This window comes from Chryseobacterium lathyri (assembly GCF_030812195.1).
GTDB classification, from domain to species: Bacteria; Bacteroidota; Bacteroidia; order Flavobacteriales; family Weeksellaceae; genus Chryseobacterium; species Chryseobacterium lathyri_A.
On sequence record NZ_JAUSSF010000001.1, the window covers coordinates 203,025 to 223,403 of the forward strand.

Annotated in this window: 21 protein-coding genes; 12 read left to right on the forward strand and 9 right to left on the reverse strand. The window is 36.2% G+C overall.

Features of this window, described 5'->3' with window-relative positions; genetic code table 11:
* The first annotated feature begins 70 nt into the window (after positions 1–70).
* Positions 71–481: an META domain-containing protein gene (locus J2T03_RS00920; protein ID WP_073335269.1), complete on the forward strand. Its 411-nt coding sequence runs from the start codon at positions 71–73 to the stop codon at positions 479–481.
* Between the two features lie 49 nt (positions 482–530).
* Here J2T03_RS00920 and J2T03_RS00925 read toward each other — a convergent pair whose 3' ends face one another.
* From J2T03_RS00925 to J2T03_RS00955, 7 genes are all read right to left on the reverse strand, one after another.
* Entirely contained in the window at positions 531–770 is a 240-nt protein-coding gene (locus tag J2T03_RS00925; protein ID WP_007845674.1) for a hypothetical protein, read from the reverse strand.
* A 36-nt stretch (positions 771–806) separates the two neighbouring features.
* Positions 807–2,123: a hypothetical protein gene (locus tag J2T03_RS00930; RefSeq protein ID WP_307208923.1), complete on the reverse strand. Its 1,317-nt coding sequence runs from the start codon at positions 2,121–2,123 to the stop codon at positions 807–809.
* Positions 2,124–2,127: 4 nt separating this feature from the next.
* Complete coding sequence (locus tag J2T03_RS00935; protein WP_307211061.1) at positions 2,128–3,018, reverse strand: 3-hydroxybutyryl-CoA dehydrogenase; 891 nt, start codon at positions 3,016–3,018, stop codon at positions 2,128–2,130.
* Positions 3,019–3,030: 12 nt separating this feature from the next.
* Entirely contained in the window at positions 3,031–3,441 is a 411-nt protein-coding gene (locus J2T03_RS00940; RefSeq protein ID WP_307208925.1) for a hypothetical protein, read from the reverse strand.
* A 71-nt stretch (positions 3,442–3,512) separates the two neighbouring features.
* Positions 3,513–4,394, reverse strand: a complete 882-nt coding sequence (bla-A, locus tag J2T03_RS00945; RefSeq protein WP_307208927.1) for a CGA/CIA family class A beta-lactamase — start codon at positions 4,392–4,394, stop codon at positions 3,513–3,515.
* A 62-nt stretch (positions 4,395–4,456) separates the two neighbouring features.
* Positions 4,457–6,187 (reverse strand): cellulase family glycosylhydrolase, encoded by a 1,731-nt coding sequence (locus J2T03_RS00950; RefSeq protein ID WP_307208929.1) that lies wholly within the window; start codon positions 6,185–6,187, stop codon positions 4,457–4,459.
* Between the two features lie 199 nt (positions 6,188–6,386).
* Positions 6,387–7,352, reverse strand: coding sequence for a Gfo/Idh/MocA family protein (locus J2T03_RS00955; protein ID WP_306846025.1), 966 nt, complete (start codon positions 7,350–7,352; stop codon positions 6,387–6,389).
* Positions 7,353–7,493: 141 nt separating this feature from the next.
* Here J2T03_RS00955 and J2T03_RS00960 point away from each other — a divergent pair, with 141 nt between their 5' ends.
* The 6 genes from J2T03_RS00960 to J2T03_RS00985 all read left to right on the forward strand — a co-directional run bounded on the left by J2T03_RS00960 (position 7,494) and on the right by J2T03_RS00985 (position 12,782).
* The gene (locus J2T03_RS00960; protein WP_307211063.1) at positions 7,494–8,144 is read left to right on the forward strand and encodes a protein-L-isoaspartate(D-aspartate) O-methyltransferase; all 651 of its coding nucleotides are present in this window, start codon (positions 7,494–7,496) and stop codon (positions 8,142–8,144) included.
* A 201-nt stretch (positions 8,145–8,345) separates the two neighbouring features.
* The gene (locus J2T03_RS00965) at positions 8,346–8,609 is read left to right on the forward strand and encodes a prevent-host-death protein (RefSeq protein ID WP_306846024.1); all 264 of its coding nucleotides are present in this window, start codon (positions 8,346–8,348) and stop codon (positions 8,607–8,609) included.
* 89 nt (positions 8,610–8,698) lie between these two features.
* A complete protein-coding gene (locus tag J2T03_RS00970; protein WP_307208931.1) occupies positions 8,699–9,682 on the forward strand; it encodes a 2-hydroxyacid dehydrogenase in 984 nt (327 codons plus the stop codon).
* Positions 9,683–9,734: 52 nt separating this feature from the next.
* Entirely contained in the window at positions 9,735–10,034 is a 300-nt protein-coding gene (locus J2T03_RS00975; protein ID WP_307208933.1) for a hypothetical protein, read from the forward strand.
* Between the two features lie 157 nt (positions 10,035–10,191).
* On the forward strand, positions 10,192–10,629 hold the full coding sequence (locus J2T03_RS00980) for an endonuclease domain-containing protein (protein WP_307208935.1): 438 nt from the start codon (positions 10,192–10,194) through the stop codon (positions 10,627–10,629).
* Between the two features lie 167 nt (positions 10,630–10,796).
* A complete protein-coding gene (locus tag J2T03_RS00985) occupies positions 10,797–12,782 on the forward strand; it encodes a urocanate hydratase (RefSeq protein ID WP_307208937.1) in 1,986 nt (661 codons plus the stop codon).
* A 100-nt stretch (positions 12,783–12,882) separates the two neighbouring features.
* Here J2T03_RS00985 and J2T03_RS00990 read toward each other — a convergent pair whose 3' ends face one another.
* Positions 12,883–14,121: a hypothetical protein gene (locus J2T03_RS00990; RefSeq protein ID WP_307208938.1), complete on the reverse strand. Its 1,239-nt coding sequence runs from the start codon at positions 14,119–14,121 to the stop codon at positions 12,883–12,885.
* A 604-nt stretch (positions 14,122–14,725) separates the two neighbouring features.
* Between J2T03_RS00990 and J2T03_RS00995 the strand changes: the two genes are divergently transcribed.
* Entirely contained in the window at positions 14,726–15,454 is a 729-nt protein-coding gene (locus J2T03_RS00995) for a TonB-dependent receptor plug domain-containing protein (protein ID WP_307208940.1), read from the forward strand.
* A 54-nt stretch (positions 15,455–15,508) separates the two neighbouring features.
* Here J2T03_RS00995 and tpx read toward each other — a convergent pair whose 3' ends face one another.
* Positions 15,509–16,081: a thiol peroxidase gene (tpx, locus tag J2T03_RS01000; protein WP_306846014.1), complete on the reverse strand. Its 573-nt coding sequence runs from the start codon at positions 16,079–16,081 to the stop codon at positions 15,509–15,511.
* 174 nt (positions 16,082–16,255) lie between these two features.
* On the opposite strand from tpx, the gene J2T03_RS01005 reads away from it, so the two are divergent.
* The 4 genes from J2T03_RS01005 (at position 16,256) to J2T03_RS01020 (ending at position 20,370) form a co-directional block, all read left to right on the forward strand.
* On the forward strand, positions 16,256–17,884 hold the full coding sequence (locus J2T03_RS01005; RefSeq protein ID WP_307208942.1) for an NADP-dependent glyceraldehyde-3-phosphate dehydrogenase: 1,629 nt from the start codon (positions 16,256–16,258) through the stop codon (positions 17,882–17,884).
* Positions 17,885–18,041: 157 nt separating this feature from the next.
* Complete coding sequence (locus tag J2T03_RS01010) at positions 18,042–18,551, forward strand: RNA polymerase sigma factor (RefSeq protein ID WP_306846012.1); 510 nt, start codon at positions 18,042–18,044, stop codon at positions 18,549–18,551.
* Positions 18,552–18,562: 11 nt separating this feature from the next.
* Positions 18,563–19,378, forward strand: coding sequence for a hypothetical protein (locus tag J2T03_RS01015; protein ID WP_306846011.1), 816 nt, complete (start codon positions 18,563–18,565; stop codon positions 19,376–19,378).
* A gap of 491 nt (positions 19,379–19,869) precedes the next feature.
* Positions 19,870–20,370 (forward strand): RNA polymerase sigma factor, encoded by a 501-nt coding sequence (locus tag J2T03_RS01020; protein WP_306846010.1) that lies wholly within the window; start codon positions 19,870–19,872, stop codon positions 20,368–20,370.
* Positions 20,371–20,379 lie beyond the last annotated feature (9 nt).

Here is a 20,379-nt window from a genome sequence, read left to right on the forward strand (position 1 = left end):
TAATAAAATCCTTTGTCAACCGTTTAAATAATATAATTTCCTTAAATTTGACTAAATCAAAAAGAAAAAAATGAAAAATCTTTTTTTAAGTATAGGTGCGGCTGCTATTCTGGCATCGTGCGGTACAATGTCCAGTGCTTCTGCATCTAAAGTAGGAAAAGCACAGCCTTCACTGGCCAATACAAAATGGACATTGGCTGATAACGTAAAAGGTAAGGTTCCGACCCTTAATATTGAAGGGGAAAAGATCAATGGAAATGGGGGATGCAACAACTATTTCGGGACAGCTAAGATAGATCCTTCCACAGGTGATTTTTCTGCTGGTCAGATGGGATCTACTAAAATGATGTGCAACAATATGAGCGTTGAGCAGAATTTTATGGATATGGTAGGGAAAGCCAACAAATATGTGATTTCCGGGACTACTTTAGAGCTTTACAAAGATAACTTACTGCTGTTGAAATTCAATAAAGCGGAATAAAATAAAAAGGAACTCAATTTGAGTTCCTTTTTTTATGTTTAGGTAGTTATTATTCTTCCTCTTCTTCGTCGTACTTAGCCAACTCTTCATCACACCATTTAAATGCAGCCTCTACAACTTTTGTAGCTTCGTCTGCCATAGTTTCTTCATCGTCCCCTTCCAAATCATCTAGCCACTCAACTTCCTCTTCCTCAACGTTTAAGATAAATCTTGGATATTCTGTGTGAACTACGAATAAATCTTCAGGAAATTCCGAATTGTCTGCTAATAAAAACTTTGGTAATTTCATTTTTTTATATTTTAACTTTAATCAAAGATAATAAAATTATTGATATTTGTTCTTGTTGATTTTAATTTTTTGCAAAACTTTATACCTTGTAAGAGTGGTTCTGCGGACTGTATCCTCGGGCTTGAAAGTAAGTGTAACATCAGGGTTTACTGTACTTAAAAGTTCAGCAACCTGTATCCTTTCCAGCTCTTCTTCTTTTAAAATAAAAAATTGTATGGAAATTTTATCCAACTTCTCACTTTTTAAAAAATCTGAGGCAGCTTTTCTGTTTTCAAGATAATTTCCTCTGGAGAGCCAGGTGAAAGCCAGTCCGGACAGTAAGCTAAGTCCGGTGATTGCATAGGTTTTAGTATTGAAGATCCTGAAAAGTCTGTTAAAGTAAATAAGCCATACAGGAATTATAAAAGGTCCTATGATCCTGTAGTCAATAGGAATGACTGAATAAAAATACTGAACAAAATAAGAGCATACAATGCCGGAAATACTGATAATGGTAAAGAAATATTCTGTTTCGGACAGCTTATTTTTTACCAGAAGATAAATCATCAAAAAGATATTCAGGGCACCAATACCATAAATGCCATAATTGATGAAGCTTTCCCCAGGATCTGCAATGTGGATGAATGGATTGAATGAAGTTGCCAGCCCCTGTACCAATTCTTTCAGTAACTTGGAAGTGGGGTGAATTCCTATGGCCAGAGCCTGGTTGATATAATTTTCATTAAAATAATCAATAAATAAAAGTTTATAGGCCCCCACAAACAGAATTCCTATAATACCGGAGGCAATAAATACCCATGAATATTTTTTTCTCAAAAATAGTAAGCCGTAAAGTCCGGTTCCCCCAATGAAGAATAAGGCACTATATCTGATATTATAAAGAGCAATTAATGAGATTGAAAGATAAAAAATAGCTTTTCCTTTTTCAAGTTTTCCCGCAATGATCTGCGAGGCGGTATATAAAAATAAAAATACAAAAGGAATAATAAGAGCTTCACTCATCGTATAGGCAAACAATGAAACAAAGCTGAACAATCCGCATACTGCAATAGCTTCACGTTTATAGAAGTTTTTCTTCCAGCAGAAATAAATAATAAAAAGATAAGCGGCAATGCCAAGAACTTTACTCCCCCAGAACTCATCGAAGCCAAGAAATGTAAACAACCTGATACCAATAGGATAACCTACAGGAGTTGTAGTATTGTCAATAGTAGGAAGCACATGCGCAAATCTCATAAAGCGGCTAGAATCGGGGTTTACTCTTCCTTTTTCATTTAATATAAAACGAAGAATGGTCATCATTACAGTGATGATGACCATTGCTATTTGGATATTTCTTTCCTTTAATTTCATTCAGTTATTTCAAAAACATTTTTGAAACTTTTTCAGCTTTTTTGCTTTCTGAGTAATCATAGAAACCTTCTCCTGATTTTACACCCAGTTTTCCGGCCATTACCATATTTACAAGAAGCGGGTTCGGAGCATATTTAGGATTTTTGAAACCATCATACATCACATTAAGAATGGCAAGACAGATGTCAAGACCGATAAAATCTGCCAGCTGAAGAGGTCCCATCGGATGTGCCATTCCAAGCTTCATGACCGTATCAATTTCTTCTACACCAGCCACACCGTTGTAAAGTGTTTCAATAGACTCATTGATCATTGGCATCAGAATTCTGTTGGCTACAAAACCAGGGTAGTCATTCACTTCTACAGGGACTTTTCCTAATGTCTTACTCATGTCATAGATCGCATCGAAAGTCTCTTTGGACGTAGAATATCCTTTGATGATCTCTACCAGTTTCATGATAGGAACCGGGTTCATAAAATGCATTCCGATTACCTTATCAGCTCTTTTGGTAGCCGCAGCGATTTTTGTAATAGAAATAGAAGAAGTATTCGTAGCCAGGATACAGTTCGCAGGTGCAAATTCATCCATCTGTCCGAAGATCTTCAGTTTCAGATCCTGGTTTTCAGTGGCTGCTTCTACGATAAGGTCTGCGATGCCTGCCGCTTCCTTAAGTTCAGTAAACGTGCTGATATTTCCTAATGTTTCAGCTTTCTGCTCTTCCGTAAGGTTTCCCTTTGCGATTATTCTGTCAAGGTTAGTTGTAATTGTTTTCAGTCCTCTGTCAAGAGCATCCTGCGATACATCTACCAGATTTACTTTGAATCCGCTTTGTGCAAAAGTATGCGCAATCCCATTTCCCATGGTTCCAGCTCCAATAACTACAATGTTTTTGATCATTTTTTTCTTTTATTTTTTATAGATAGTTAAATTTTTAATATCTGCTAAATCAGATTTATGAACAGTCACTGCCGGATCGAAATCCACCGTGCCGTCACTATTCTGTATTCTGGTTTTATTTTGTGAAGTAATAACAGATTGAAGGCCTTTTGTGAAAGCAGTTTTCTGTTTTTTATTCAGTTTGTCTGTCCCGATGTATAAAGTAAATTCGCCTTCTCTTCCCAATCCGCCTTGTTCCAGGATTTCAAAAGCTCTCAGCTTATTGCTTTTCTCAAACTTTTTCAGATAATCTGTCACAGGTTTTGTAGAGGGTGTTCCACAGCAGATACTGCCATAGCTTATGCGTACATAGCTCATGCTTTTTTGTGAAAAAAAGAAGGCCGAACACAAAAGGAAGGTTGCTAATACTATTTTTTTCATATTTATAGTTTTTCAGGATTAGAGAACAAAAACTTCACTGGTTTTTCAGCTTTAAAAATAAGCTTAATATTTTACTTATTAAAATCATCCCACACTGCCTTGGAAATATCAGAAACCAATTTGCAGTTTACAGCATTACTTTCCATGGAATTGCTTACAAATATGGCAATTGCGTAATGTTTTCCATTCGGAAGCGTGATGATTCCCATGTCGTTTTCAGCAATAGTGAGTCCTTCGTTATTTTTTCCGGAAGCACCGGTTTTATGGGCTACAGGAGTGTTTTTAGGCAGCTGTTCAACAATTTTATTAGTGCCGGTTTTTGTACTGATCATAATCTGCATTAAATAGTCTGTAGACTTTTTGGAAAGCAGTTTTCCATCATAGAACTTTTTAAGAAGCTGTACAGCAGAATTCGTTGTACTGTAATTCTCATAAAGTGCTTTCCAGTCGTTTTTGTGCATTTCATTTTCATTGTACTTAATCTGGAAGCCTTTTACCCCCTTTGAATCCATAAATCCTTGAACAGTTTTTGTTCCATCAATGAGTTTTAGCAGTACATCACAAAGATTATTGTCACTTAATGCAACGGTATAATCGATTATTTCATTTAAGGAAACTTCAATATTTCCATCGGGATGCTTTTCCCGAAAAGGAGACCATGTATTTTCCATCAGATCAGATTTACTGATGAATATTTTCTGATCCAAAGACAGCTTTCCTTTATCTACAAGGTTTAGAACTGCACAGGCAATATGAAATTTAAAGACGCTTAAAGTAGGAAGTAGCTTATCCCCGTTTTTGCTGTAGTTGAAATTATTTTCAAAACCCAGCACAGAAATTCCAACCGTTGCTTTTTTACCTTCAATAATGGAGTTTATTTTCTGCTCCAAAACAGATCTTTGAGCTACAGCCAGCGACGATACCAGAAGAAAGAATAGTCCTATTTTTTTCATAATATAATGATTAAAAAAATCCCTTTCAGATGCTAAAAGGGATTTGCAATTTAAGATAATTATTATTGTATTTCAAAATAATTAAGGTTGGAGCCACCGCTTTCAAAATGGAGTCTGATTTTATTTGTTCCTTTCTTCAAAGGCACGTTTTTAATCGAAACTGTTTTCCAGTTTTCATCTCCCCCGGTGGAAGGCAGTGAAACTTTGGCCAGCAGTTTCCCGGAAGCATCTTCCAGTCTGATACCGCCATCATTCTTACCTGCATATCTGATGCTGAACGAGTAGTTTTTCTCAAATTTTGTGTCAATGGTATATTGAAGCCATTCTTCCGCTTCCGTTTTTCCCACATAATAAGAATTAGAAATGCTGTCATGGCAGAGGTAAATATCCACACCGTCATTTCTCATCTGCTGTCCGGAATTCCATTCCGATCTTTTCTTCGGATCACTTACCCAAAGGTTGACAAAATCTTTGTCAAGGTAAGCCGAACCCATTCTTCCCAAATCATAGTCCGAAGCAAATACTTTTCCCGGAGCCTGATGATTTTTGAACGGTTTTGTTGAATCTTCATTAACCTGTCTGAACATAGCATCTATAACATCATTCTTAATCTCCACATTACTGAATTTATAATTTTCCGCGATCTTCATCAAGGCTTTTGTTGCATAGTCTTTAGAAGGTTTTTCGCCGCCGTTTTTCCAATAATTCAGAAGTTTTTCATATTCGGGAGTAATTTTGACGTTGGTAATTCCTGCAATATTATCGATCTTTTTCATCGGCCAGAATGCATATCCAATATTATGTCTGTCCAAAAGCTGGATCAGCTCGGTAAACCACACATTGGAGTTTTCTCCAGTTTCCCCAAGCCAGATAGGCATGTTGTGTTTTGTCCTGAGATCAAGGATAGACCGGATGGTTTCATCATTATTATAATTCCAGTATTTATGAAAGCTGAATACCATATTGCTGTCCCAGATCGGGATCAGGCCGTTGTAATTATTTCCCCAACCGTTTCCTTCAATAAATATAATATGCTTTTTATCGGTTTCCCGGATAGCAGCTGTAATGTCCTTTTGCAGTTTCCAGAGCGGCGCGTTCGACATTTCGTCGGTACCATTCGGATTTTTTCCGGTGAAATTGATATTTGGCTCATTGATCAGGTCATAACCGCCAATCCAGGGCTCATCCTTATACCGTTCAGCAAGTTTTTTCCATAAAGCAATCGTTTTTTTCTGATTTTCAATGCTTTCCCAGAGAGATGGTTTTGTTTTATCGTTATCTGAAATATTAACGTCATTTCCCTGTCCTCCCGGTGCTGCATGAAGATCAAGGATCAGGTATATTTTATTGGCAGCACACCATTTCAGAAGGTTATCTGTCATTTTAAAACCTTCTTCCAGCCATGTATTTTGTCCTTTTACCGGTTCCTTTTCAATAGGAAAAGTGTATAGATCATAATGCATCGGAAGCCTTACAGAATTGAATCCCGCTTTAGCAAGAAAATCGATATCTTGCCTGGTAATACCATTTTTAAGGTAAGCCTTATAAAAATCCTTCATTCCGTCTTCACCAATTAATTCAGTGATTTTCTCTTTGATCTTGTGCTGAGGCCCTGCAAAATCAGCTGTTTTCAGCATATATCCTTCCTGAAGCATCCACCCGCCAAGGCCAAGCCCCCGCAACTGGATGTTTTCTCCTTTGTCATTGATTATTTTCTGTCCGTCAGTTTTTAATAATTGTGATGTCCCAAATTGAGACAATATTAAAGTGGATAACAGGATGACTCTTTTCATATTGAATTAGTTTATTTTAAATTATAGGAGAGAATTGTAGAACAATAGTTTTAAGAAAAACAAATATATTTAAAAAATCCAGAACAAAAATTAAAATTGTGTAATGAAAAGAAATAGTAAGTTTATTTCTAATGAATTTTTTAAAGACAACAGGCTGTCATTTTAAATGACAGCCTGTTATAATATTATGGGATAAAACTTATTTTGAAATCAGTTTTACAATTTCAAGGGCAACCTTTAAAGCTTCTGTTCCGTCTTCCAGGGAAACTTCCACATTTTTGCCATCAGTGATGGCGTCTGCAAAAGAATTTAATTCATCAAGGATAGCATTATTGGGCTCAATATTAGGATATTCAAATAAAATCTGGTTCCTTTCTCCGTCAGCATTTTCAATAATCATATCAAAAGGAGTAGGGTTTTCAGGAGCGTCTTTCATTCTAATCACCTCTGCTTTCTTTTCAAGAAAATCTACAGAAATATATGCATCTTTCTGGAAAAAACGGCTTTTTCTCATGGCTTTCATGGAGATTCTGGAAGTGGTAAGGTTGGCTACACAGCCGTTTTCAAATTCTATTCTGGCATTGGCAATGTCGGGGGTTTTGCTTACCACACATACACCGCTAGCATGAATGTTTTTAACCTTAGATTTAGCCATGCTCAGCAAAATATCCAGATCATGGATCATAAGGTCCAGTACTACAGAAACATCCGTTCCTCTGGGATTGAATTCTGCCAGCCTGTGGATCTCAATGAACATTGGATTTTTAATGTATTCTTTAGTGGCAATAAAAGCGGGGTTGTATCTTTCAACATGTCCTACCTGCGCCTTAATGCCGTTTTCCTGGCATTTGTGAAGGATTTCTTCTGCCTGCTCAAGCGTTTGGGTCACCGGTTTTTCAATGAAAAAATGAAGACCTTTTTCAATTGCTTTTAGGGCATAATCATAATGATAGACTGTGGGAGTCACAATATCCAGCATATCGATCTGCTCAAGAAGTTCATCAAAATTTTCAAAATATTTATACCCGAATTCTGCTTCTATTTTTTTCCCGTTTTCAGTATCTTTATCGTGGAAACCTACCAGCTCATACTTATCTGACTGGTTAAGAAGTCGTAAATGGATCTTCCCCAGATGTCCGGCACCTACCAAACCTGCTTTTAACATAGATTTTTTTTAATTTTTGTAAAGATAAGAATTTTAGGTATTAAGAAATACCTTGTCCTTTTTAGGTTGATAAGTATGGATAGTTTTTTTACTTTTGCATGAACTACTACCTGTAACCTAATAACTATTATCTTACTAATGATGCATGATTCGTTTGTACATAAAGGAAAAAGAAAGATTCTGGTCGAATATTTAAGACATAAGATAGGAATCTCGGATGAAAATGTACTTTCGGCAATGAGTGACGTTCCGAGACATCTTTTTATCGAAAGTATTTTTGAGGATTTTGCTTATGAAGACCGGGCATTCCCAATTTTGTCACATCAGACTATTTCTCATCCCTCAACTGTGGCAGAACAATCCGAGCTGCTCCAGGTAAAACCGGGCGAAAAAGTTCTGGAAATCGGAACCGGATGTGGATATCAGACTGCCGTTCTATTGGCTATGAAAGCATTGGTCTATACGGTAGAAAGACAGAAAGATCTTTTTGATTTCTCAAAGAAAAAATTCCGTGAGCTGCATCTGAGTCCAAAATTTCAGAGTTTTGGAGACGGTTTTGCCGGGCTTCCTACTTTTGCTCCTTTTGATAAGATTATTGTTACTTGTGGGGCTTCTGTTTTACCCACAGAATTATTAAAACAGCTGAGTGTAGGCGGGAAAATGGTTATTCCGTTGGGGCCTACCGATGAACAGATCCTGTACAGATTTACCAAAACAGCTCCTACCCAATTCGAAAAAGAAGAATTCGGGGCTTATAAATTTGTTCCGATGCTTGGAGATACCAATCATTAAAGCATATTTTTAATTCCACAAAAGTCACAAAATCTTTTTGAATAATTAAGTCAGGATGGCAAATTTTTTAAAACTAAAGTGTTCTAAGTGTTTAAATAAATTAATCTTTTGTGGGAAAAAAACAGTTTTAATAAACTTTAAGACCGGTTCGGAATAGTAATTGGATTCAATTGAGTACCTAATCACTTAAATTTTATTATTATGGATACGAATAGATTTAAATCCTCTCACGATTTCAGTAATATTCAGAAAAACCTGCATAATAATCCCGGATATCACACAGAAAGCTATACCCAGCAGGTGAAAGATTATATGAATGATATGAAAACTAAGAATCAGGAAGCGACCAAGCAGGGATTTATGGCTCATGCACAGAAATCAGCAAAGGATGTTTGGGAAGAGATTCAGGAGATGGCTTCTCAAGCCTGGGACAAAAACCAGAACCAAGCAAATGAAGATCAATAATTTTTAATATTAAAGTTAAGAACCTCACTTTTTAACAGGAGTGAGGTTTTTCATTGGAAATCTAAAACACGAATTAAATCAGAAGTAGAATGAAAGTATTTGTAAACAAAAGAATTCCGGAAGCAGGACTCGATATGCTGAAAGAAGCAGGACTGGAAGTTTTTATTCCCGAACATGAAAATCTGTCTCATGAAGAATGGCTAATTTATTGTCAGAATAGTGATGCTATTTTAAGTATAGGAGCAGAATTTAAATACGACAGAGATTTTTTCGATCAATGTACCAATATAAAAACAATTGCCTTATATTCTGTAGGTTTTGATCATGTGGATATTAAAGAGGCCAATAGTAGAAATATTCCTGTTGGAAATACACCTGATGTCCTCAGTAAAGCCACTTCTGACATAGCTTTCCTGCTGATGCAGTCTGTGGCAAGACGAGCGAGCTATAACTTTCAGAAGGTGAAAGATGGTAACTGGGGAGATTTTGACCCATTGCATGCTCTGGGACAGGAATTGTATGGAAAAACTTTAGGAATTTTGGGATTGGGAAGAATTGGCTTTGAAATGGCTGAAAAGTCACATAAGGCTTTTGATATGAAGATCATTTATCACAACAGGAACCGGAATGAAGAAGCAGAAAAAAAACTGAATGCCACTTATGTTTCTTTTGAAGAGCTTATTGAACAGTCGGATGTACTGAGTATCCATGCCAATTTCACCCCTGAACAGAAGGACCTCTTTAATAAATCTGTATTTGCAAAAATGAAATCTAATGCCATTTTCATCAATACGGCAAGAGGTGGTTTTCAGAATGAGAAGGACCTGTATGAAGCGCTGGTTTCAAAACAGATTTGGGGAGCCGGTCTGGATGTTACCAATCCTGAACCGATGTTTAAAGAAAGCCCTCTTTTGGAACTTTCCAGCGTTTGTGTACTGCCACACATAGGCTCTGCAACCATAGAAGCCAGAACAGGAATGGCAAAGATGGCTGCCGAAAACATTATTGCCTTTTCTAAAGGTGAAAAAATTCCTTATTGTGCCAACCCTGAAGTATATTCTGAGAATTCATAGCAGCTTGGAATTATTTTTGTTCTGTATTGTTAAACCTTAAATACAAAATATTATGACACCTGAAAACAATACCAATGAACAGAACAGAAAATTAGAGCAGATGGATTACAGTCCAAATGAAGATATATTTAATAAGGAAAAACATATCCCGCTCGATGGCGATGGAAATCCCATATTGAATGAGGATGAAAATGAGGATGAAGATAAAATAGATAAAGGCCTTGATATTCCCGGAATTGAAGATGATGACGACATGGAAGAAATAGGATCTGAGGATGAAGAAAATAATTACTGGAGCCTCAGTGACAACGAAGATGACCATGAAGAAGAAAATGATGATGTTCTAACTTAAATACTGAACGGGTAAATATAGAATAACCTTACTGATTTCCAGTAAGGTTTTGTTATTTTTGGAGATCACCTGTTTTATTGTGGAATATTATTCCCCTCCATTGGAGGGGTGGATTCGACTAAAAGGAGAAGACGGGGTGGTTAAAAAACACAAAACAATGAAAGAAATACTAACCCACATCAACGGAGTTCCCATCCACAGGAACTTCGTAGAAAATTTACCTTATAACCCTCTCTTAAAAGCTTTATTAAAAGAAAAACGTAAAGCAGGAATTCTTGGTGAAGTTCTCTTTTGGAAAAAGGTACGAGCCAGGACCTTCCACAATATAGATTTTGACCGGCAGAGAATTATCGGAAATTATGTTGTAGATTTTTATGTAAAAACTTTAGGATTGATTATTGAAATTGATGGTTCAAGCCATGATGAAAAGCAGATTTATGATGGAATAAGACAGGAATATCTTGAGGCTTTGGGACTTCTTGTTTTCAGAATCTCGGATTTTGATGTCAGGAATAATATTGATGTAGTGATGAAGGATTTGGAGTATTTTATTATTGAGTATTTTGGGACCACCCCGTCTTCCAAAATTCCCTGAATTTTGTCATCCACCCCTCCAAAGGAGGGGAATATTCAGTAGGTATTTTTATTATAGTCGGTATCTGCAAATCAACACATCATCAAATTCCCTTGCCTATATTTTCTAATTTGAATATCTTTAAAACTTCAAACATTGATTCTAAACATTGAACTTTAAATAGCAATATGACATTTCAAGAACAGATCCAGCAGGGAATTCCTGATCACCTGCCACAGCCTAAACCATACGAAACCAATATCAACCATGCACCGAAGCGTAAAGAAATTTTAGGAGAAGAAGAGAAAAAGCTTGCTCTGAAGAATGCTTTGCGTTATTTCGAACCTAAGTTTCATGAGGAATTGCTGCCTGAATTCAGAGAAGAACTGGAGAAATATGGCAGAATTTATATGTACCGTTTCCGTCCTGATTATGAAATGAAGGCAAGGGCAATTGAAGAATATCCCGGAAAATCCGAGCAGGCAAAAGCCATTATGCTGATGATCCAGAATAACCTTGATTATGCCGTGGCGCAGCATCCTCATGAGCTTATTACTTATGGAGGAAACGGAGCTGTATTTTCCAACTGGGCCCAGTATCTTTTAACGATGAAGTATCTGTCGGAAATGACGGATGAGCAGACTCTCACAATGTATTCAGGGCATCCAATGGGGCTTTTCCCGTCGCATAAAGATGCACCGAGAGTGGTAGTAACCAACGGAATGATGATTCCCAACTATTCCAAGCCGGATGACTGGGAAAAATTCAATGCTTTGGGTGTTACCCAATATGGACAGATGACAGCGGGAAGCTATATGTATATTGGGCCCCAGGGAATTGTTCACGGAACAACCATCACTGTTCTGAATGCTTTCAGAAAGATTAAAAAAGAACCGAAAGGTGGACTTTTTGTAACTTCAGGATTGGGAGGAATGAGCGGGGCACAGCCCAAAGCAGGAAATATTGCGGGTTGTATCACAGTATGCGCTGAAGTAAATCCAAAGATCACAAAAATCCGTCACGACCAGAAATGGGTGAATGAGATTTATGAGAATATAGATGAATTGATAGAAAGGGTAAGAAAAGCCCAGGAAAATAAAGAAACAGTTTCTCTGGCTTACCTTGGAAATATTGTTGAGGTTTGGGAGAAATTTGATGAAAATAATTTAAAAATCGACATAGGATCAGACCAAACATCCCTTCACAACCCTTGGGCTGGCGGTTATTACCCGGCCGGGCAAAGCTTTGAGGAGTCAAACAAAATGATGGCCGAAGAACCCGAAATGTTCAAGGAAAAAGTTCAGGAAACTTTAAGAAGACATGCTGCAGCCATCAATAAGCATACACAGAAAGGAACTTATTTCTTTGATTACGGGAATGCTTTTTTACTGGAAGCTTCACGAGCAGGAGCCGATGTAATGGCAGAAAATCCAACTTTAGGAAGAGAATTCAAATATCCGAGCTACGTTCAGGATATTATGGGGCCTATGTGCTTCGATTATGGCTTCGGGCCTTTCCGTTGGGTATGTACAAGCGGAAAACCGGAAGATTTACAGAAAACGGATGATATAGCATGTGCTGTTTTAGAGGAAATGGTAAAAAACTCTCCTGAAGAGATTCAGCAGCAGATGAAAGACAATATCCAGTGGATTAAAGGGGCGCAGGAAAACAAGCTGGTAGTAGGCTCGCAGGCGAGAATCCTGTATGCCGATGCAGAGGGAAGAATGAAGATCGCCGAAGCCTTCAACAATGCTATTAAGAACGGGGAGATCGGACCAGTAGTTCTCGGAAGGGATCATCATGATGTTTCCGGGACGGATTCGCCTTACAGGGAGACTTCCAATATTTATGACGGTTCAAGGTTTACCGCAGATATGGCGATCCACAACGTGATTGGTGACAGTTTCCGTGGCGCTACATGGGTGTCTATCCATAATGGCGGCGGAGTAGGCTGGGGCGAAGTCATTAACGGTGGTTTCGGAATGCTTCTTGATGGGAGTGCAGATGCCGACAGAAGACTGAAATCTATGCTCTTCTGGGACGTGAACAACGGAATCTCCAGAAGAAGCTGGGCCAGAAACGAAGGCGCTGTTTTCGCTATTAAAAGAGCAATGGAAGCAGAACCGAACCTGAAAGTAACGCTTCCGAATTTTGTGGATGAGAGTTTGCTTTAAAACTTTTTAGATGTGGAAAAACCTGCCAGGAGGCAGGTTTTTTTAGTGAGCAATTGCAAAATAATATAAGCTTATGGAGTAATGGATTACATCGCTTATATTATTTTCCTAAGTGATAAAGGCTTTGTTCATCAGAAACAAATATCACTTCTTGGTCAAAATTTTCAATATCTGCTGTTGTTTCGTAAAAGTTCAATTTATCTTCTTTTGCAGAATACGTTATTAGATGAATAGTTTCAAAATCTTGTGATGTGTCTGATAATATAATATTGCAAGGTTCAAATTCAAATAATTTAATGGAAGCACATATATGTGAATCACATTTATAAAGTATCATAGAAAAGGTATAATCCTTAAGTGCATTTAAGTTAAAAGTTGGGAATATTGTTTTTTTTGAAATTTTAGCTTCATTAGAAATATCAACCCAGCCACCTAATGTTAGTATTTTTTCATTAATTCCTCTTCCGTTAACAAATAAAACTTCTGAAAATTCATTTTTCACATTCTCTAATAAAAATTTCTTAAAACTATTAAATTCTGAGTTTTTAACAAAATCATTCCCTTGAATTAGTGATAAAAATTCAAATGCAATTTTCGAGCAGTATTTGTAATACTTTTTTCTTGACCACTTGTAATTTATTATTAAATGTTTGAGCTCTTTTTGATCAGGATAAATATTTTTAATTTCTATAGATTCTATTATTTTTAAACTTTTAATTATATTGATAAAAAAATCAGCATTATCATTTGTTCTAGAAATTATGATAGAAGTATTATTATACTCAAAAATTCGCGGACTAAAATTTTTTGGCAAAAGTTCTGAAGTATAAATTGAATAATTATCACTTTTAATATTATTAACGAATTTTTCTAACAAATTAAAATTTAATTTTTTATTTGTAGTTTTATTTTTCGAACTATAAAAAAATATAATTTCAAAATTGTTATTAAGAAATAATTGAGACGGAAATTGGTTAGAATTTTCATTTAAAGCAATAAACCATTCATTTAATTCGGGAAGCCAAACGAAGATTTTCTTATATTTAAATGTGCGGTCATCATTTATTTTCATTGTATTTTTAATATCCCTATTTATCCAAAAGTTAATTGGGGAATATTTAAAAATCCAATCCTCAATATTTTTTCCAAATGAAGAATTACATTGATGGCAAACAGACTTGTATAGCTTATTTGAAAAATGCTCAGTTTTTAGAAGGCTCTTTGATATAATGTGAGCTATATTTTTATTTAATTTACTATTGCACCAAATACATTCCTCTGTAGCTATTTCTTCTGGAGGTTTTGAAACTGTAAAAAATAATTTATAATTCTTCAACATGATTTTTAACTTAACATTTCATCAATAAAATTAACCAATAAGTTAATCCAACTATAATTATCAAATATAGAAATAAAACAATCAGCATTATGGGAACCATAATTCTAAACGCCTAAAAACTTCTTACAACATTAAAACCTTCTGCTTACAACCTCCCTAACACCTCTAAAACACTGCAAAACAAACCTCCCATTGGTTCCAAACAATATTGTTTGTCGGTTTCGGAGATCTCCGGAAATCTACTGCAAGTTGCGGGGGACGTATAGTTCCAGGGATTTATTTCGAGGTGGTAGGTTGGGCTTTTTATTAGCCTTGGATAATTCTGTTTTTTATTTCAGGATAGGATGGGGAATAAGATGGTGTTTTTTTAAACGCAAAGTTTTTACAATGGCATCTTGTGATTCTAAGGAAAGCAAAGAATGGTGGCTTCGCCTCTGATGAAGTTGTGGGATAAAACGTGCGCTTCATCAAATCAATCGTAGATTGATTCCTTCTTTGCAGTCTTAAAATCTACAGTTTAGAAATTGAAACTTTGCATTAAAAAAAATATGGAAGTTTCCAACCTTTTTCCTAAACAAAGCATCTTTACTATAAAGATTTTATTATGAAAATCACCATACCAAAGCTGTGTCATGAAAACTGGGAAACCATGACCCCCGAAGAAAAAGGCAGATTTTGCTCCATTTGCTCCAAAACCGTCCGGGATTTTACCATTGCTTCTGATGAGGAAATTATCAATGTCTTTTCCCATTCCTCAGAAAATATCTGCGGGAACTTTTATGAATCTCAGTTGAACAGGAACCTGCAGTATTCTTACCTCAATTCAGTTTTTGTGAAATTTGCGGTGGGTTTTATTTTAACCACGGGAGGTTTGGTTTCTGTAAATGCACAACAAAGTACAGCAAATGATACTTTAAAGACAGAAGAAATAAAAGAAGTAGTACTTCAAGGATTGGGCAAGCAAAAGGGTCAAAAAATGCTTGGGTCAATTACAGTAATACCGGCAGATACTTTAATAAAAGCCAAAGAAAATGTAACGAAAGAAATTCCGCCAAAAGTGCCGGGCTTAATTATTAATCAGATGCCGGAAAATAGTTCAGGCAGACAGGGAATAAGAATTGGAGGGGCAAATGCAAGTTTGAGAAATGATCAGAAACCTTTGGTGGTAATGAACAATAAAATAGCCAGCCTGGAAGATTTGCAGGCTGTTGATCCCAATACTATAAAAACCATGAATATTCTGAAAGGTTCTTCCGCAGTTGCAATTTATGGCTCACAGGCTCAAAACGGAGTAATAGTGGTAACCACTAAAAGTAAAAGGATAAAGAAATAAAAAGGTTCCGGCGATCGAAGATCGCCGGAACCTTTTTATTAACAAAAGCAAAGCTTATTTTTTCACTGCTGCAATTGCTGCTTCATAGTTCGGCTCCTGCGAAATATCGGCAACCTGCTCTTCATAAATAATTTTTCCCGAAGGATCAATAACTACAACAGCTCTGCTAAGAAGCCCTTTCATAGCAGAATCTGTAATTTCCACGCCGTAAGTTTTTCCAAAATCAGAACGGAAATCCGAAAGCATTACCACATTTTTGATCCCTTCTGCACCGCAAAATCTTTTTTGAGCAAAAGGCAGATCTTTGGAAATACAAAGAACCACAGTGTTTGGAATATTGGCTGCATCTTCATTGAAATGATGTACAGAAGCGGAACACACTCCTGTATCTACACTCGGAAAAATATTAAGGATAATATACTTTCCTTTATAAGAATCAAGTGTCTGATCTTTCATGGTAACATCTGTAAGGGTAAACTTTGGTGCTGCCTTATTCACTGCAGGCAGTTTGGCGTACGTATGTATTGGTTTTCCTCCCATCAGAACGGTATTGGCTGTCTTCGTATTCTGGCCAAAAATAAATGCTGAAAAGAATAATAAGGTGCTGAAAGCTAATTTTGAAAACATGTATTTATTTTTAAACAAAATTATTCTTTTTTTAGAAGCGGATTATTAATTTTAATTCAAATACCCGTCAAATAGAGGAAATCTATCAGCTGCCTATTTTTTTTACCAATTGTAACCTCTACCTTTATTCTGTAAAAGGCAATTTTACATTCAAATTATCAAAAAATAAAATTTATGGATTCAGTAAACAAACCGTTATTTCAAGATATTTTTAAAAGCGAAAACGAAATTCCTGACGAATATAAAGTTCCCGAGATCCACCAGAAGGTTTATCTTCTCAACGGAGAACTGGTAGAGTGGAAAGGAGAGGTTCAGGATATCTATTCGCCCGTCTGTATCCCTACGGAAAATGGTCTTGAGAGAAAACTTCTGGGAAGCATCCCTAATATTGGCCCTAAAGAGGCAGTGGAGGTCCTTGAAGCCTCCGTAAAAGCTTATGATAACGGTCTTGGAGAATGGCCTACGATGTCTGTTGAAGGCCGTATACAATGTATGCAGAAATTCGTCTATCTGATGATCGAACAGCGTGATCTGGTCATTAAATTGCTTATGTGGGAGATCGGGAAAACTTTAGCCGATTCAACAAAAGAATTTGACCGTACTGTAGATTACATCAATCAAACCATTGATGCACTGAAGGATTTGGATAGGGAATCTTCCCGTTTCCAGGAGGCAGAAGGAACCATAGCGCAGATAAGGAGAGCTCCGCTCGGAGTGGTTTTAAGCATGGGGCCGTTCAATTATCCTTTAAATGAGATCTTCACCACGTTGATTCCTGCCCTCATCATGGGAAATACTATTCTCTTTAAGCTTCCTAAACATGGTGTTCTAGCTCATTATCCTTTATTAAATGCATTTAAAGAAGCCTTTCCAAAAGGGACGGTAAATACACTTTACGGCAAAGGTTCAGAGATTATTACCCCGATCATGGAAAGCGGAAAAGTAAATGTTCTTGCCTTTATAGGATCCAGCAAAGTGGCCAATGGACTAAAGAAGCTGCATCCCAAAGTAAACCGTCTGCGTGCCATTCTCAGCCTTGATGCTAAAAATGCTGCCATCGTTACTAAAAATGCTGATCTGAATGTTGCAGTAAACGAATGTATCCTGGGAGCACTGTCGTTCAACGGACAACGGTGCACAGCACTGAAGCTTATATTTGTTCAAAAAGAGATTGCTGAAGAGTTTACCCGTAAATTAAGTGCTGCTGTTTCTGCCCTGAAACCTGGTCTTCCATGGGAAAAAGACGTAAAAGTCACTCCGCTTCCGGAAGTCAATAAACCGCCTTACTTAAAAGAATGTATTGATGATGCATTGACAAAAGGAGCGAAGGTTTTAAATGAAAATGGAGGTTTTACCGAAGAATCTTTTGTATTTCCTGCTGTGGTTTATCCTGTCAACACCGATATGAAGCTGTACCATGAAGAGCAGTTCGGGCCCGTGATTCCAGTAGTGCCATTTGAAGATATAGAAGAGCCTATAGAGTATCAGGTAAATGCTTCACACGGAATGCAGGTGAGTATTTTTAGTGAAGATCCACAGGAAGTTTCCAGACTAATTGATCCGTTTGTGAATTTGGTTAGCCGTGTCAACATCAATTGCCAGGCACAGCGAGGCCCCGATGTTTTTCCATTCACAGGAAGAAAAGACAGCGCAGAGGGAACGCTTTCTGTTTTTGATGCCCTTCGCTCATTTTCAATCAGGTCTCTGGTAGCCGCAAAGTTGACTGATTCCAACAAAAAACTATTAAATACAATTGTAAGAGAACATGATTCTAATTTTTTAAGCACGGACTACATTTTCTAGACATTTTTTTTAATTCTATTTAACATAAAATAATAATCCTAAATAAATTTCTTTATTTTTTGAGGATTTTGTACTTTGATGCGTAGAGTTTTTAATTTTTATGTTAAAAAAAATCAATATTTTATCAAAATATTGATTTTCGAATAGAGTTTCAATAATGTCTTTAATGGAAAAAGAATTTTTGGAGAAAATTGAGAAGCATAAAGGTGTTATTTTCAAGATCTCTAAAATGTATATGGACGATCAGGATGATCAGAATGATCTTTACCAGGAGATCATTTATCAGGCCTGGAAATCATATGGTGATTTCCAAAGGAAGAGTGACTTCTCAACATGGCTCTACAGAACTGCACTAAATACAGCGATCGTATTTCTACGCAGCAAAAAAAAACGTAGTTTTATACAAAATCAGGGAGTAGAAAATCTTGTCATTCCGCAAGAATCTTACAACGATGCAGATGATAAAAATATGAAGCTAATGTATGAAGCTATCCACCAGCTCAGCCCCATAGACAAAGCGCTTATTTTTTTCTTTTTGGAAGACTTTCCCGGCAAAGAAATTGCCAAGCAGTTAGGAATAACTGAAGTGAATGCTCGCGTAAAGTTGAACAGAGCTAAAACAAAATTGAAGGAGATCATCGAAAAGCAAAAAAAAGATCAGATTTAAAACAGAAACAGATGGAGTTAGAAAATTTTAAAGAACTTTGGAATAAAGACAACAGGCAGGATCCGCCTGAAATTTCTCTCGAAAAGCAGCGTGAAATTCATTCACCGATGCAGATGCTGAAGATCAACATGGAAACAGAATTCTGGTTGATGGTTATCACTCTGCCAATGCTTCTGATAGGGTTTCCATTTGCTTCCGGTGATACGAATATCGTTATTATATCGGCTTTTGTCGTGGCCTTGACACTTGCTTTAATCATTTATTTTTATTCCCGTTTTCTAAAACTTTATAGAATACTCCGTAAAAGCGGTATTAATACAAACTATGATCTGTTTAACCTTAAAACGCAGCTTCTGATATCAAAAGAAATCTATATTTCCTATTATATTTCCTACATTCCGCTTGCCTTTTTGCTATCTCTTATCAAGATCAATTTTCATTTTGAAGTAAAATACAACCTTGCCATTTTCGGGATCAGTTTCCTAATCACGCTGATGCTTGTATGGTTTATTATAAAATATTGGATTTATTATATGTATGGTCGGTATATTGAAGATGTCGTACGCCTGGTTGACGAACTGAACGGGCTGGAAGTAAGGCTCAAAAAAATGCAGCAAAATTCATGGTTTGAAAGGTCCCAGAGGTTTTTCATGAATAAGTTCGGACTCAGTGGAAATATACTGAATACAGTTATATGGTTTGTTTCGGTATATATTTTTATCATTGGTTTTTTGACAGTGATTCTTCTGCTTTTCATCATTATTGGAGTAAAGCTTGACTTTATTGATATCCAGTCCCTTCAAAAGGCCTTGAACAGCCTGAATTAAAATTCCCTTTATCTTAAGAAAACAAATTGAATCCTGGCAAAAATTATTGTCAGGATTTTTTATAGAAAATTTAATAATTTCTGATAATAATAGTATTGTTAAAAACAGCTGTAATAAAGAGTTGGTGAATGGTATGAAAAATAAAGAATTTCAAATTTCACTTTTTAGTGTAAAATTTTTTTAAAAAATGTAACATTCTTGCTTTTTTTCTACTAACTAATGGAAATGTGAAATGTTAGTAATGTATTTGGACTTGTGATTGCTCAAATTTAAACTGACTGTTCAATTAATTAGTACACTTTTCTTAAAGAGTATTAATTAAAATTATTTCGTACAAAGGCTCTGTTTTTTATAAACAGATGTTGGAGTAGAGCTTAAAAAAACACACAATGAGATCCGACAGAAACTTTCTGCCGGATTTTTTTATTTTAAGAAAGAAATATTTGTAACATTTTTTTGCATTTCGAACTAACTCTATAGAGCCCGGAACCATGAACTCATTAGAGCAGGAATTTTTAAATAAAATTGAAAAACATAAAGGAATCATTTTTAAGATTTCCAAAATGTATATGTCCGAAAAAGATGACCGCGATGATCTTTTCCAGGAAATAACCTACCAGATCTGGAAAGCATATCCGCATTTCAAGGGACAAAGCGAATTTTCTACGTGGCTGTACAGAATTGCACTCAATACGGCGATTATTTTTCTAAAAACAGAGAAAAAAAGAAGCTTTATTTCTAATGAAGATTTCTCCCGATATAAAATCATTCAGGATGAGTATGACGATGAAAAGGAAGAAAAACTGGTTCAGATGTATGAAGCGATCCGCAAACTGAACTCCATCGATAAAGCATTCATTTTTTATTACCTGGAAGATTTTTCAGGAAAGCAAATCGCAGAACAGATGGGAATTTCTGAAGGCAATGCAAGGGTAAGAATGAACCGTGCTAAAAATAAATTGAAGGATATTTTAAATTCAAATAAATCTTAATTTTTAAAT